Consider the following 15,565-nt stretch of genomic DNA (forward strand, 5'->3'; position numbering starts at 1 on the left):
TACTGCCAGAATATAGTATAAGATTATATTTAACCCCAGTTGGTAACGTAGTTGATGGAACAATGCTGAGTGTTCGGTTATTTATACTTTTTTTGTGGTAATTGTTTTTCCTGCACTGTTTTTAAGTGTTATTGACAGAGTTCCAGCTTTTATAGCCTTATTAAAGTAAACTTTAACTGTTTGACTTTTTAATATAATTGAATTATTTACAGGATTTACAGATGTTACCTTAGGTACGGTGTTAGAAGTTACATTTGCAGCTGAAAGTGTACTTAAATTTAAAACCAATACTAATCCCACTAGTAATAATAAAGAAAATACCAATTTTCTATTCAGTTTTCTATTAATAATACCCGCTCCATCTCTCATTACGAAAAATATTAATTTTAATATTTTTAAGATTAATATACAATAATTCAAGTTTAAACATCAAACATATATATTATATAGATTTTTTTATGAATTAAACATTTTTGGTTTAGTATAAGTAGTGCACTAGAAAAAATTATGTTTTAACGATCTAATAAGGTGAATATGATTACATTAGGGTACGATAATTATTTATAGAATCTTTTTCAAACTAAATTTATCTTTTATTTGAATGAAATTATTTAGAGAAAACTTGAAATAAATTTTTGTGGGGGGGTTTATTCGAAGTTTAGCCATAGGACTCTTCTTAAATTCAGATGTGAATTTCCTAAGATAATTAGAATTTAGAATTCTTTAATAGGATGAAAAGGGATTATTTAATAGATTTTTTTTATAATATCTATGCCTAAAATCTTAATTTTATAGGAAATTAAAAATTTTTCGATTCAAAAGATTTTGTAATTAAAATTTTTGAGAGGTTATGATATATGCAAAGACAATTAGCATTGGCAGTATTTGCTATATTATTCATATTCGCTCTCTGTGGATTTTCAGCGGCTGCTGATACTAACATGAATTCTGGTACTAATATCACCAACAGTCATTTTAATACACATACTCATAGTCCAGTAACGAAATCAAATTCCACAAAAGCGAGTATTAAGACTAAATACAGCCAAAGCGATTCTCAAAATCCAGATCCAGCTGATCTGGATGTTTTTAAAAATAGTGATGCGGTAACCTTAGTTGATCCAACCACACGTACCAGTACTGCATCTGCCAATTACGGTGACATTAATCAGTGGTATATCTGGGTGACTAACAATGGCCCTGATCCAGCTGTAAATGTAAACTTAATCGAAGTTCTACCAAAAGGACTAGCCCTATACGATCCAAATTCTTTCTATGATCCTATAGTGCCAGCTGGAACTTTCAATGCATCTTCGAGAACCTGGACTATTGATTCAGTAGATTCAGGAGTTACTTATGAGCTGATCTTCTGGACTGAAGTTAAATCTACTGGTCTATTATCAAATACTGCCTTCGTATATTCTGACATACCAGATCCTGATTTTTCAAACAATGCCTGGACTGTAAATCTTGATGTTCCACCATTGGGATACTCCAATGTCAATATAAGCAAACAATTCCATGGTTACGATTTCACAGGATTAGATCCAATCGGTTTAGGCCCTTTAATATCTCAAGCTAATTTCTACGACTGGGTTTGGGGTGTTATAACCATGACAAACAGTGGACCAGATTATGCAAATGTAATCGTGAAGGATACATCATCAAACTGGACATACTACGACCCTGTTTTCTGGCCTGATCAGTGGGCATTTGACGATGGTAATGGTTATGTATGGTACAACACCAATTTCGATGCAATAACAGGCATCTGGACCTTCACTATACCCGGGAATTCAATGTACAATCTAGCTATCTTGGGTTATATTAGTGGTACAGGTACAGCTAATAACACTGCAAACCAGACATATCAGGACAATTTTAACCCTGATTTCCCAGTAGGTCCACCATACGGCATATCAACATCAACTCTAACCGTACCATCAGCATCCATTATAAGAATAGGGAATAGTACAACGTTACCTAAGGAATTTAGAACCAGCTTAAACAGTAACCCAATAACTTCGGCACACTATCTTGACTGGGTATGGTCTGTTATAACTACTTCAAACGACGGCCCAGATCCAGTTAATGTACTGTTCCAGGACACACCCACAGGATTCACAAACAACGGTGTTTATGCTGTAAGTAACGATAATGGGTTAACCTGGCTTTTAAATGACGGATCATACAATCCAATAACTGGCCTTTGGAATATAAACATTCCCACAGGAGCAACACGTTTACTTGCACTTTACGGACAGATAACACAAACAGGTACGATCACCAACCAAATAGCAGAAATTTCACAGGATACATACAATCCATATGGACCTTTCAGTCAATTTCCAAATGATTATCCATCATACACTGCAACATTGAATGTTCCATTAACATCAACACTTGATTTCACCAAAACAGTATCAAATGGAATACATAATTATCACGATCTAATACACTACTACCTAACAGTGCATAACAACGGCCCGGACACCGCAACTGGTGTTTCAGTATTTGACAATCTACCTGCAGGAATTAATTATTTAAATTCAATTGCAAGTATAGGATCTTACAATCCAAACACTAATACATGGACAATAGGAAACCTTAATTCCGGTCAAACCACATTCCTGGACATAACAGCCTTAATTAATACAACAGGATTGGTTAACAACGAAGCAACACTGACTCAGACAACATATCCACAGACACCTATCATTAGAAATGTAAATTTCAATGTTCCATTAGCAGCAGATATCGGTGTAAGTAAGAACTTCTTCTATGAGGATCTAGGCCCTATAGTGTTCCCTGATAATCCTCTTGACCGTTACTGGAAATTCTTCAGCGAAGTTGTTGTAACCAATAACGGCCCAGATAGTGCTACTAATGTGAAAATTGCCGATCTTCTCAGTCCAGGAATGGAATTAGCACCTTTCGATCCATTTGGAAGCTGGTTTGTAACCTACACAAATCAAAACCCTGATGTGGATCCGCCAGAAAACAACCCTTCATTCGACCCCATAACCATGATCTGGACCATACCAATCATGAACAACGGAGATATCTGGGTTCTTGATTTCTTCACAATAGCAAACACTACAGGAACAGTAAACAACACAGCAATCTTTGATCCAACTACAGCAGATCAATTCGACTGGAATTCCACTAACAATGTTGGCTTTGTTGAAACTTATGTACCAACAGCACAGACACAATTAACCAAATGGTTCCAAAAGGACAATACATATGGATCACCACACACAACAACCACATCTTATCATAACAACCTATATGCTTTCATTAAACTCTACAACATAGGACCTGACACAGCTAAATACATAACAGTAATTGATGACTTCACAAATGATCTAATTTACAACAGTGCACTAATGGAAACTAGTTATGATGGAGGATTAACATGGGCTAATGACCCTAACGCTTTCTGGCTTGACTTCGGAACATATTCTGAACTTGAATGGTTTGTAAATGACTTACCATTAAATGGTATGGCCTTATTCAGAATACCTGGACAAGTTAATGTTAGCCATACAACGGTCACAAACAATGCAACTGAAACACAAAGAACATTCAATCCTGATGGAAATAATACAGATAATCCGGGATTCAACACAATTAATGGTACAACAATATTAAATGTAGTATTACCACCAACAGTTACAAGTACAGATCCAGTTAAAAATGCTCAGAGTGTTCTTTTAAACAAAGTTGTAAAAATTACCTTTAGCAAGAACATTCAATTGGGTACAAATCCTTGGATAGAATTCAAAACTGCAGCTGGAACAGCAATAACATTCACAACAAAAATTGTTAATAATGTTCTATCATTAACACCTACCAGTCTTTTAAAAGGTGGAACCACCTACAATGTAGTTTTACACTCCAATAGTGTCACAGATTTAAATGGGATAGGACTAGCAGCACCATACACAACAGTATTCACCACAACTAAACCGCCAGTAGTTACAAGTACAGATCCAGTTAACAATACATCCAAAGTTCCAACAAATAAAATTGTAAAATTCAACTTCAGCAAAAACATTAAACTTGGAACAAACCCATGGATAGAATTCAAAAATTCAAGTGGAACAGCAAAACCCTTCACACTATCTGTTAGCGGAAGCACATTAAGTATAAAACCAAATTCATCACTATCAAAATCAACAAACTACACAGTTATTGTCCACTCAAATGCCGTAAAAGACTCAAATGGAACCGGACTAGCAGCACCATACACAATAAAATTCAAAACAGCATAATTAATCCTTTACTTTTTTTTATTTTTTTTTAGAATTTCTTAAATCCATATTACAGTCAATTATTCGGATACTTTAAAAATTAAGGATTTATAGTTCTTTAACGAATCCATGAAAAACTATGAACAAAAACTATTTTTGATGGTAGAAACCAGTAAAATAAAGAAATATTAATAAAAATGGGTTGGAAATATTTACCATTTATGATCTATGATGAAATCCTTATTCATCTAACATAGTATATTCTGTTTACAAACACATAACTGAATTAAATTATTATCTAAAGTGATTAAATGATAGAAGAAAAACCTAAACTGCCACTGCGAAATATTTTTAAAAGGAGAAAGTTTATTTTAATTGGCTTATTATTGGCATTGATTTTGCTAAGTGTTTACTACTCATCAAATTACCAGCAACACCTTGAAAATCCCAACACAAGTATTATATTGAAAAATTATCCAATTGGACAGACAGTTTCAGTTTCAGGTGTTGTAACCAGTGCAAATAATGGTAGTTTCATTCTTTTAGATACTTACCATGACATTGAAGTGAATTACACAGTTTATTCTGATCAAAAAGTTTTTAGTGGCGATCAAGTTGAAGTACTGGGAGTTCTGGGGGATTCATACCAGATATTACCAACGAAAATACTTGTTATATCGAGTTTTGATTATAATTTCATGCTTCTACGTTCTGGTCTTGCTTTATTAATCTTTTTGTTATTTTTCAGACGTTACTGGCGCTTCGATTTTAAGAAAATGGAATTCAGGAGGTTGAAGTAATGCCTGACTGGATCACACACATTGCATTTGCATGGACATTATGTCGTATTTTAAGCTTTAAATTTAAGGAGTTTGATGCTTCAAACACCATGATAGTGATAGCTGGCGCTTTAATACCCGACCTTGCCAAAGTAGTGTTGGGTTTGAAACTCATTGGTGTAGATGCATATGAATATTTATCCCCAATACACTTACCAACTGGTTCGGTTATAGTTGCTGGGATAATATCACTTTTTTTCCCAGAAAAGAAAAAGACATTTATGTTTTTAGGACTTGGAGTTTTAACCCATTACAGTCTTGATCTAATTTTAGAACATGTTTCTGGAGGGATATACCTATTTTATCCATTCAGCTGGTGGCAGTGGCAGCTTGAAATTACCAATAGTTCAGATTACCTTATTACAACTCTTGCATTATGTATTGCGGGGCTAGTATATTTAATCGGTAGAGAAGTTGATAGAGTTCCCCAAAAACAAATTTAAAATTAAAGTGCAAATAAACTGTAGAATAGTTTTTAAAATTTTATAAAGTTCAGTTTAGAGGATTCGAATAATGTAAAAAAAAGAATACTAAGATAAATTTATATTTTATTTTTAAACTACAAATTGATTGCTTCTCTGTATATACTATTTACTATGGTTGCTATGTCCCCATTTTGCTGGTATAAATATTGATATCCATATTGTTTTAATAGATTGGCAGGATCTATTACACCATCTTCAGCACGTATTTCATATATACCGTCATTATTTGTGTCTTTAGCAGGATCAACTTTTCCATCATGATCAGAGTCTATCCAATTGGGAAATCCTCCAACTGTACCATATTTTGGTGTGAAATTATCGTCATTTGATCTAGGTAATAATGTGTTGTTGAGATTATCAATATTTGTTTTTGTATTTATCCAAATTGAAAATACAGCTCTATTACGAACTAAATTTGTGTAATAATGTTGTGTCATTTCCCATATTGTACCTGCACAAACTCCTCCATATATATTAACTATTAAAGCGTTTTCAGGTATTGTAACATTTGTAAGAATTTGATAATGAGAATTTGGACCTAAACCATAATTTACTGCATATAATCCCATAGCTTTTAAACCAGATACAATACTGTTCAATCTTGCCATATCAATACTTGTGTTAATTATATTATCACTTGTAAGGTAAATTGGTCGGGCATTTGTAATTTGAATTTTTGTGGAGCTGTATTTGTAGTTGTTGGATTCATTGGATTCATTTATAAGGTTAGTTTTATCTGCGTATGTCTTTATATAATAGCTGGAGCTGGTTACGTTGAGGGGTATTGATAATTTGGTGTTCTGGCTGTTGTTTGTTCCTGCAGCAAGGGAACTTATGTATCTTTGCCCAATATAAATAGTTGAATTATCTACAAGATAATATTTTACATAGAACCCCCCAGTAGCTGTATTACCTCGGTTTTTAACTGTGTTTGGCACTGTTATTGTATTCCCATTCATTCCTTTTGTAGGGGCTGTTACTTGTGTTACTATTAAATCCTTTATTTTGGTGTTAATTTTTAAACCCTGAGTTGCAATGATCCTCTGAAAATCTGCTATTAGTATCTTTTTTGTACCAAAACTCACATAGTTGGGTAATCTTAAATTGTTGTTGAAGAAGGTCTGTGCTCTTGAAAACCCATCTTTCATTTGAGCTAATGTAATCGGGGATACTGTGAATCTGGTTGTATAATAAGAATTACCCTTTCCAGCCAAGTTCTTAACACTCCCGGAATTTAATACAAGATAATATTTAATTCCAGTCGGCAATGTTGTTGATGGAATGATGCTGAGCGTTCGGTTACTTATACTTTTTTTTGTATTAATTGTTGTTCCTGCACTGTTTTTAAGTGTTATTGACAGAGTTCCAGCTTTTATAGGCTCATTAAAGTAAACTTTAACTGTTTGACTCTTTAATATGATTGAATTATTTACAGGATTTACAGATGTAACCTTAGGAGCTGTGTTAGAAGTTACATTAGCAGATGAAATTGTACTTAAATTTAAAAATAATACTAATGCAAATAGTAATAGCAATGAAAATACCAATTTTCTATTCAATTTTCTAATAATAATATCCTCCCCAATTATGCCCAAACTAAAATTATTACAAGTATATTGGATAATTATTGCAAATTACATATAAAGATTATGTTTATAGATCTTGAAAAAACAAATTTATGGGTGCTGTTTTTAATTTAAAGTTGTTAGACGTAGATAACACCTAAACAGGGACTTTTAAAAGATATTTCAAATCATTTTTTTTATTTTAGAATTCTTTATATATCACCAAAAGAATTTCTATTTTAGGATAATCACAAAATTATCAAAAAATCTTATATATTAGTGATAGTACACTCCAATTTAGTTATCGAATGGTATGGTGATAGATAGTGATAAAAAAGATATTTATATATACATTTTTAATGGGTATGTGTTTAATTTCATTACACTCAATAAACGCTGCCACAATAACAGTTAATCCCGGACACAGTATTCAAAATGCGGTTAATCATGCTTCCAATGGAGATACAATAATTGTTAACGATAACCATAAAAATCCTTACACTTATAAAGAAAGCATCACCCTAAACAAGAAAATTAATATAACGGCCAATGGAAAAGTTACTATTGAAGCTAAAAATACAAATTCTGCTGTTTTTACTGTAAATGAAAATGGAGCAGGTTCAACTATTCAAAAGTTTAGCTTGACCAAAAGTAGTTACTCTATAATGATAAACAACGCGAACAATTGTATTATTAGATATAACAATATAATAGGAGCTTCATTAGTTGGAATACAGTTTTATGGAGATATAGATAATACAAAGGTTATATCGAATAATATAAGCGGTACAACTCCAAAGCAGGGAAATGGAATCAGTTTTGAATATGGTACCAGTACCAACAATAATTTAACAGGAAATATTATCCGTAATTTTTTAAATGGTATACTATTTAATGGAAACAGCTCTCACAATTTGATATCAAAGAACAAGGTTTACTCTACAGGATATCATGGTGCAGGAATATACGCTACAGATAATTCAAGATATATGCAAATAACAGACAACAAGATATTTGGAGCCGAAGATGGTATTGCCATACAGAAAATTGGAAGTAGTACTGCAAGTCATTATTTGATCAGCAGAAATACGGTTAAGTCAAACAAAAACGGATTTTGGATTCGTTTAACTAGCAGTACAATTTCGTATAACAATGCAACACAGAACAAAGTTAGTGGATTGGATATTACAGGTAGCCATAATAAAATAGTGTACAATACTGCTACAGGTAATGGTAATTGTGGAATTACTTTGGGTAGATTTTATTCTAAAGATTACAATACAGTGAGTTATAATACACTAACCTATAATCTTGCTGGAATTAACAGTCAAAGTCATTACACTACAATTTCTAATAACTATGTATGTTACAACAAAAATAATGGTATAATATCATTAGCAAATAATACCATTATAACCGGTAACACCATAACAAACACTGCACGCCGTATTATAACTGTCGGTACGAATGTGTCCTGTCAAAAACAGTAGAAACTATATAAAATGAGTTAAAGAGTAAATGAGTTAAAGAGTAATTAATCTCTACTACTAACTTATTCCAATTACAACTCTTTATTTATTTACTACCAGATGTTTGGTTTGCATACAAGTTTATAGGAATAGTTGTTTTTCCCTTGATGTTTGATCTGAATAGGTCATTATATTGTACGAATATTTTATCCCATGAATATTCATTTTTAACCCTGGAAAATGCTCTGGATTTAAGTTCTAAATAATTTTCTGGGTTATCTTCTACCTTGTTTATTCGAACTTTGAGTTCATCCGGATTCATAAAGTATAATGCTGAGTCCTCACAGACTTCCTTGTTGAATTGATTGTCATGGGCTAAAACTACATTTTTCATGACCATTGCCTCTAATAATGAGGGATTTGTTCCACCTACTGAGTGGCCGTGTAAATATGCGAAACAATTCTGTCTTAACATGTTTAAAGTATCTTGATCGTATATTCCACCGGTGAAAACAATTTTTTTGTCTCCACTGTAATTATCAACAATATCGTTGATGTATTCCTCATATTTGGGTGAGACATAATTACCAACAATTATTAAAGGTTTTTTTGTATCACTTTTAATGTAACCTTCTATTATGGTGTGAATATTATTTTCGGGCTCTAATCTAGCAACTAAAAGCCAATAAGCAAGGTTGATAGTGATTCCATGTTTAAGTACGTCGGGAAGTTTTTCGTTATCCCATTTAACAGGTGGTATTTCAGATGCACCGTAAGCAATATAAATTGATTCTAGATCATATTTTTTATCATAATATTCCTTTATTCTCTTTGAATCTGCTATTATCTTATCAGCCCAGAATGAACCCATTTTTTCGCTTATTTTCAATAAAAATTTTAATGATGAATTAAATTTTTCCCTTTTCCACTCAAATCCGTCCGGATTTAGGTACAATGTTTTGCCGAATAACTTTGGTATAAAAAAGAACAATGAAGCACTGTATCCTAACATGTATATTTGATCTGCCATGATACTGGCCTTAAACAGGGAATAAACATCGTAGAGTACTTCATATATTATCCCTATTACAGAGTATTTAGGATGTTTTATTGGGAAGTAGAATAGGTTAACACCGTTTAAAGTATCAGGACAACTTTTTTCTCCCGGATGCTCACAGCTCACATATACTTTGTAACCATTTTTTACCAAATTTTCACTCAAAGTTTCGGTAAACCCTTCAAATCCTCCGTAATTATTTGGGATACCGCGGCTTCCAATAATTGCAATAGAACTTCTTTGTTTAAACTTGTGCATTTTATCCATCCAATTATTTCTATCTATTTTATGTGAAAAAACTCCCATTTACATATATTTTATGTGAAAAAATTTTCCAATATTTTTTTAAACATTTTATTTCTTTACTTATTATAATGTGAATAGCATTATTAATATAATTATCCAAAGTGGCATAGGATGTAATTAGCCAAATTAGATAGTAATTGTGATTCAAAAATAAGTGTTATTTAGTGGTTGATATCATTAACAATAATTGACAAATTATCTTGAACTTTTTGCACCCTACCAGTCAATTTGGAAAGCTTTAACATGACCCTGAGAGTATTAAGTTAGTATTGGAGTCCTATCCTCAATATAAAAAATATATTATTTTTGTGACGTTTATCACATAGTAATTTTTGTTAACATAAAATCATAACATATTTCAATTTAATCTATCTAAATAAAAATAGTGGAGGAGATTATCTCTTAATTAACTTTTAACGACTATTATTAAATTGAATACAATTTAACAATAATCTAACTTGAAAAAATAAATAAATATCATATTATATATTTATCAGATAATTACATTTTTTACTATGCCTCATGTTTTGACAATTATTACCGATTCCATTACATGTTATGAATCAATCAACAATGCATGATTACTTGCAATATCGATTAGGCAGGTTCATAGTATGGAAGAAAATTTAATATCGGAGTAGTATAATAATGTCATTCCACTAGTTTTAACTTTTATATACAAATTGGGGTTGTCAAGTTGTTTGGGGTTAGAGATTTTTTCCATGTTTTTGGGTCCTGTTTTGCATTTTGAGTTTTAAATAATTGATTAGCCCTTTAATTATTTTGTATTTCCGTTTGTATGCTTTGGGCAGAGTTTATCTATAGTAGTTTTCTATACAATTGGATGTTCGTGCTATTTTATGGTTATGCATAAATTGTGTGAGTCTGTTGAGGTTGGGAAGTGTCTTTTTTGTTATGAATCTTCTTAAAAATGGTGGAATGTCGTCTAAATTGGATAATAATTTATCCAAAAGATTTAATGCTGTTTCATAGTTTGTTGTATCGAATATTTTGTCGTATTTCTTTGTAATATGGCTTTAATCGTATTTTTTCATCTTCAGATATTTTTTTTGATCGTAATAATTTGTATAATTTGTCTCCAATCATTTTGTAAAAGTGAAATATGCATAATTGGTGTTTAACCTTTAATTCATCCATTATATTTTTATATTCTGGTACATGGTCTGTTGTTATTGTTTTTAGTGGTTTATTTTTTGTTGATTCTCGTATAAACTGTATAATGGTCGTATATTCTTTATCTGGAGTGATTTTTTCATTTACAGGTATGTTGAGTATATGGTCGAATAATGTTAAACGGTACATCCATATGCCTTTAATTTTAACATACTGCTCATCATAGCAGTAATATCCTGAATAATTTGCTTCTATGTTTGATATATGATTTTTAGTTGTTGTTTGTATCCAGTTGTGAATTGTTTGGTATGATATTTTCACACCAAAGAAATTTGACAAGTCCTCAGAAGCATTTCGTAACGATCTATATCCTGTTTGAAATAATTCAATGAATTTATCCTTAAAAATTGACGGGTATCTGTATCTTGGCTTTATAATTGATTCCAATGATGTTGTGAATTTTTTATTACATGATTTACATAAGTATCTTCTCAAATAAAGCTTAATTGGAGTTTGATTAGGTATAATCAGTTTTCTTTTACTATATTCTTGTTTATTAACCTTTTTTGATTGACAATGAGGACAAATAGGGTTTATATAATCTATATGATTATCTTCAAGTAATTCTAATTTTTGATAGGCATTTGGGGGTGTTTTAACATTTTTAAATCTTTGATTTATAATTTTATCAAAATCAATTTCTTTTTGATCATAATCGGTAAGTTTAAGTTGTATAAAACCTATAGAAGAACTGAGAGTGGATACTATTGTATTGGTCATACTAATATATCTACTCTCACTCATATTTATTCTTAACGGTCTTTAAATTAATTATGAGACATTTATAATTCAATCAGAGGTTTATAGAAATTTTTTTCCAAAAATCTCAACACCCATTAACTTGACAACCCCATTTTATTTAATAATAGACATTTGAAGTGGTCTAAATTTTAGCAAATAGCTGAAAAAATTGATTGAATTATCAATAAAAAATTGAAAATGATGAACTGATTTTGGAATATCAATCTAAAAAATTCTTAGGATCAACATAAAAAAATTATTAATATAATAGTTAATATATAAGATACATGGAATCGGCACAGATAATTAGAACTAATATGTATCCACTGGTTGCAGTTATAGTACTGAACTGGAATGGATGGAAAGACACCATCGAATGTTTAAAATCCATTAATAATCTGGATTATCTTAATTATTATTTTATTCTGGTTGACAACGCATCACAGGATGATTCATTAAACAAGATTAGGGATTTCTGTAGTGGAAAACATGTAAATAATCCCCGACAAGATCTGTCCAAATTTGATTGGCCCATTGATATGTTAGAAATTGATTGTGACCAGTTATCATATATTAAACTGGATCACAACAGATATAAAAACTCAAACCGGCTTGAAAAATTAATTATAATCAAGAACGACAAAAATTACGGTTTCACCGAAGGAAACAACATTGCAATGAAATTTGCCGTCGATAAGTTAGCCTTGGACTATTTTCTACTTTTAAACAACGACACAATTGTAGATCAATTATTTCTAAAAAACATGATAAAATCTGTGTGTGAACACACAAATATCGGTTTTGCAGGACCTAAAATTTATTATTACATGCCAGAGGAAGTATCAAACATAATAAGTTTTGCAGGGGGAAAACTAGGCTTGAACAGTTCAGAACCGCACCCAATAGGTGTTGATGAAGTTGATAATGGACAGTATAACACAGATAGAATTGTTGATTATGTTGAAGGCTCTTGCATGCTTGTTAGTAAAGATCTTACCAGTGAGATAGGTTTCTTCAATCCAGATTATTTCACATATTGGGAAGAGATAGACTGGTGTATCCGGGGTAAAAAAGCTGGTTACCACACGTTATACGCATCTAAAGCAAGCATATGGCACAAATGTTATGGTTCAGATACTGGTGCAAGAAGCATTTACTACATGATAAGGAATCGGTTCCTCTTCATTAAAGAAAATGAATCAAAGGGCCAGAAATTTACTTCACTAATTTACTACTTCTGCTACTTCTTCTGGAAGATATTTTTCTCCTTAACCATTTTACACAGAGATAAAACCAAATTAAGATCATTTATACGCGGAACATATGACGGAATCAAAATATTAAGGACTAAATGAGCTAGTTTAAAAAGTAGACTGGAAATTTTTTACTCCCAAATTTATTATCGATACATCATAAAAATAATTAAAAAAAATTCAATTTAGATTACTTTTTAATTTTTAGATGAATATCTTCGATCCTCCGTTGTCGTAGATTGAAGATCCTTCCGAAGTCAAATTTTCTACACTATAATACTTCAGTGTAGTATAACCAATAGCAGGAATTCCAAATTCTCCCGTCAACAGATTGTAAGTTCCTAAAAACATGTAAGATCCATTATTAGGAGAATAAAAACCAGATTTAGCTTGAGCATAGGGAATTAAGCTGTTTAACAAGAGAAATCTGTAAGAGTCTGCGTGAACATTATCATTAACTCTATACTCTGTGATCCACTCTGCTCCTACAACCTCAATATTGTTAAATTTAGGACCGTCCATTGAACTGTGCAGCACCATTGATGTAGGTTTATCATTTAACAGTTCATAGACAACTCCACTGTTAAACATCAGAGAGATTGCTAAGAATAATGCCATTAACTTGAATGATGTTTCCATAACTGATTTTGGGTTCCATTTGTATTTAAACAACTTGTTTATAAAATCTGAAAGTCTGATCCATCCAACAACAAAGAAAACAGACAAAAATATTAGTGCAATCTGGTAAAATCTCTCAGGATTAAGGGCTCCTGCAAGGAAAGGAACTACTAGTACTAAAATTAAAAGTACAAAGCTCATAACAGAAAATAAACTGTAATTTTCATTAAACTTCTGTCCTGTACGTCTTAAGATCAATGCTAAAATTCCAATTGCAATGAAAAACTCTATTAACAGGTGGAAAACCAATGCTATTGTTCTCAAAAATGATTTTTCACTGGTCACTATTCCAACAGCTGCTAAAGCTTTCGGATTAAACAGGAACTGTAAACCAATGGTTATTAGATTATTTATGGTTGTTATGGTCAAGTGGAACAGTACTGAACTTGAAACTAGGAAGTAGTAACTGGCTGTGATACTGAAGAGAAGTATTATCTGCATCACATATCGCATTTTAATGTTATCTTTAGATTCTCCCTTAATAAAGAAGAAGCTTAGAATGGGCCATCGACCCAACCGAGGATATTTATTTGATAAGTTCATGTTTCTGATTAAAACAATTAAATATGCAGTTAAAACCATGAATATGTAGATGTAATCCATTGAATAGTGCGATACAAGCAGGGCAGGGATGAAAAATAAAGTAAATATGAGTATGTTCCTATCTGATAGTTTATCTTCTATCGTAAGCATTATTATTAAAATGAAGAATAATTCCCCTATTTCCTGTCTTGCAAGGTAGGGCATTTCTAAAAAGAACATGAAAATTGATACAAATAAAAAACATGCAAAAAATGCTATTTTTGTATTGGTTTGATTTTTAAATATGGAATACAAACCAAGGGGCACAAATGCGAATAAAAATGGATATATAACCTTAAAAATACTTACAACACTCAAACCAGATATCTTTGAAAAGATTGGTACTATTATTACCAGACTTAGCATGGCATTTAGAAGGTCAGGTATTGATGAATTCCAGTAAGAACTATTTACTACCAAATTTGAGAAATAATATTCCAAATTAATATCCCATCCAGTGAGGTAAGATGATATTAGGGAAGTGGAAAATAGTAATGTTATGGACATTGAAAATATGGCCATTGGATAAAGTTTTTCGGGTATAAATTTGTTATATGCCACAAGTAATGGTATGAAGGCTATTATAAAGAACATTAAAATTAAAATTATGTTACTATTGTAAACATTCATTGCATAGGTTCCAAATATTGATAAAAATGGAATTAAAAGCAGGGTTAGGAGGGGTACTGAAATTCCTTCAAAATTCAATTTTTCGGGTCTGTTAAATATATTGTCACGTCTGTAACTTAAAACACAAAGGAATGCTGTGAAAAGGGTGAATGTGATTAGCAAGGGAAATGTTGATATTGGCTTATCTATACCTAAAAATGGATATACCAAATCTACGAGCATTCCAAAAAACATTATTGTTGTTATGCTTAATCCGAATGAGTAAAGAATAGTTTTAATGTTACCAATTTCGTGAATTCTAAGTATTCTAAGTATCAGTATTCCGTTTAAAAAGAACATCACGATAAATGTAGTAAACACCCTTAGAAAGGGTATATCTATCTCACGATAGTTTAAAATAGTTGTAATCCATGTAAGTGCTTGGAAAATTATTATTATTATAATGAGATGTTTAATATTCCAATCATTCATTTTAAGTGGGTTTAACATTTTCATAATAATTACCGTAAA

At 31.5% G+C, this 15,565-nt stretch carries 10 protein-coding genes; 5 read left to right on the forward strand and 5 right to left on the reverse strand.

Annotation, left to right across the window (positions count from 1 at the left end):
* Positions 1 to 81: 81 nt before the first annotated feature.
* On the reverse strand, positions 82 to 288 hold the full coding sequence (locus DL91_RS07545) for an Ig-like domain-containing protein (protein WP_048190930.1): 207 nt from the start codon (positions 286 to 288) through the stop codon (positions 82 to 84).
* Positions 289 to 857: 569 nt separating this feature from the next.
* On the opposite strand from DL91_RS07545, the gene DL91_RS07550 reads away from it, so the two are divergent.
* The 3 genes from DL91_RS07550 (at position 858) to DL91_RS07560 (ending at position 5,538) form a co-directional block, all read left to right on the forward strand.
* Positions 858 to 4,277, forward strand: a complete 3,420-nt coding sequence (locus DL91_RS07550) for an Ig-like domain-containing protein (protein ID WP_048190931.1) — start codon at positions 858 to 860, stop codon at positions 4,275 to 4,277.
* A 290-nt stretch (positions 4,278 to 4,567) separates the two neighbouring features.
* Complete coding sequence (locus DL91_RS07555) at positions 4,568 to 5,056, forward strand: hypothetical protein (RefSeq protein WP_048190932.1); 489 nt, start codon at positions 4,568 to 4,570, stop codon at positions 5,054 to 5,056.
* The gene (locus DL91_RS07560; protein ID WP_048190933.1) at positions 5,056 to 5,538 is read left to right on the forward strand and encodes a metal-dependent hydrolase; all 483 of its coding nucleotides are present in this window, start codon (positions 5,056 to 5,058) and stop codon (positions 5,536 to 5,538) included. The genes DL91_RS07555 and DL91_RS07560 overlap by 1 nt, the downstream gene beginning before the upstream one ends.
* 116 nt (positions 5,539 to 5,654) lie before the next feature.
* Here DL91_RS07560 and DL91_RS07565 read toward each other — a convergent pair whose 3' ends face one another.
* The gene (locus DL91_RS07565) at positions 5,655 to 7,139 is read right to left on the reverse strand and encodes a CARDB domain-containing protein (RefSeq protein WP_048190934.1); all 1,485 of its coding nucleotides are present in this window, start codon (positions 7,137 to 7,139) and stop codon (positions 5,655 to 5,657) included.
* A 332-nt stretch (positions 7,140 to 7,471) separates the two neighbouring features.
* On the opposite strand from DL91_RS07565, the gene DL91_RS07570 reads away from it, so the two are divergent.
* Positions 7,472 to 8,635, forward strand: coding sequence for a nitrous oxide reductase family maturation protein NosD (locus DL91_RS07570; protein ID WP_048190935.1), 1,164 nt, complete (start codon positions 7,472 to 7,474; stop codon positions 8,633 to 8,635).
* An 85-nt stretch (positions 8,636 to 8,720) separates the two neighbouring features.
* On the opposite strand, the gene DL91_RS07575 is transcribed toward DL91_RS07570, so the two are convergent.
* Both DL91_RS07575 and DL91_RS13165 read right to left on the reverse strand, forming a co-directional pair.
* Positions 8,721 to 9,929 (reverse strand): DUF1972 domain-containing protein, encoded by a 1,209-nt coding sequence (locus DL91_RS07575; RefSeq protein ID WP_197050623.1) that lies wholly within the window; start codon positions 9,927 to 9,929, stop codon positions 8,721 to 8,723.
* 1,035 nt (positions 9,930 to 10,964) lie between these two features.
* Positions 10,965 to 11,915, reverse strand: coding sequence for a DDE-type integrase/transposase/recombinase (locus DL91_RS13165; RefSeq protein WP_156096050.1), 951 nt, complete (start codon positions 11,913 to 11,915; stop codon positions 10,965 to 10,967).
* A gap of 284 nt (positions 11,916 to 12,199) precedes the next feature.
* Between DL91_RS13165 and DL91_RS07585 the strand changes: the two genes are divergently transcribed.
* Positions 12,200 to 13,267, forward strand: coding sequence for a glycosyltransferase family 2 protein (locus DL91_RS07585; RefSeq protein ID WP_052374301.1), 1,068 nt, complete (start codon positions 12,200 to 12,202; stop codon positions 13,265 to 13,267).
* 102 nt (positions 13,268 to 13,369) lie between these two features.
* Here DL91_RS07585 and DL91_RS07590 read toward each other — a convergent pair whose 3' ends face one another.
* Positions 13,370 to 15,550: a DUF2206 domain-containing protein gene (locus DL91_RS07590; protein WP_048190936.1), complete on the reverse strand. Its 2,181-nt coding sequence runs from the start codon at positions 15,548 to 15,550 to the stop codon at positions 13,370 to 13,372.
* Between the last annotated feature and the right edge of the window lie 15 nt (positions 15,551 to 15,565).

Origin of the sequence: Methanobacterium sp. SMA-27 (genome assembly GCF_000744455.1) — an archaeon.
GTDB lineage: Archaea > Methanobacteriota > Methanobacteria > Methanobacteriales > Methanobacteriaceae > Methanobacterium_B.

Bases quoted from the DNA above. Each gene is read 5' to 3' on its own strand.
- DL91_RS07575 (WP_197050623.1), bottom strand. From the start codon at position 9,929: ATGCACAAGTTTAAACAAAGAAGTTCTATTGCAATTATTGGAAGCCGC.
- DL91_RS07585 (WP_052374301.1), top strand. From the start codon at position 12,200: ATGGAATCGGCACAGATAATTAGAACTAATATGTATCCACTGGTTGCA.
- DL91_RS07555 (WP_048190932.1), top strand. From the start codon at position 4,568: ATGATAGAAGAAAAACCTAAACTGCCACTGCGAAATATTTTTAAAAGG.
- DL91_RS07550 (WP_048190931.1), top strand. From the start codon at position 858: ATGCAAAGACAATTAGCATTGGCAGTATTTGCTATATTATTCATATTC.
- DL91_RS07560 (WP_048190933.1), top strand. From the start codon at position 5,056: ATGCCTGACTGGATCACACACATTGCATTTGCATGGACATTATGTCGT.
- DL91_RS13165 (WP_156096050.1), bottom strand. From the start codon at position 11,915: ATGAGTGAGAGTAGATATATTAGTATGACCAATACAATAGTATCCACT.
- DL91_RS07590 (WP_048190936.1), bottom strand. From the start codon at position 15,550: ATGAAAATGTTAAACCCACTTAAAATGAATGATTGGAATATTAAACAT.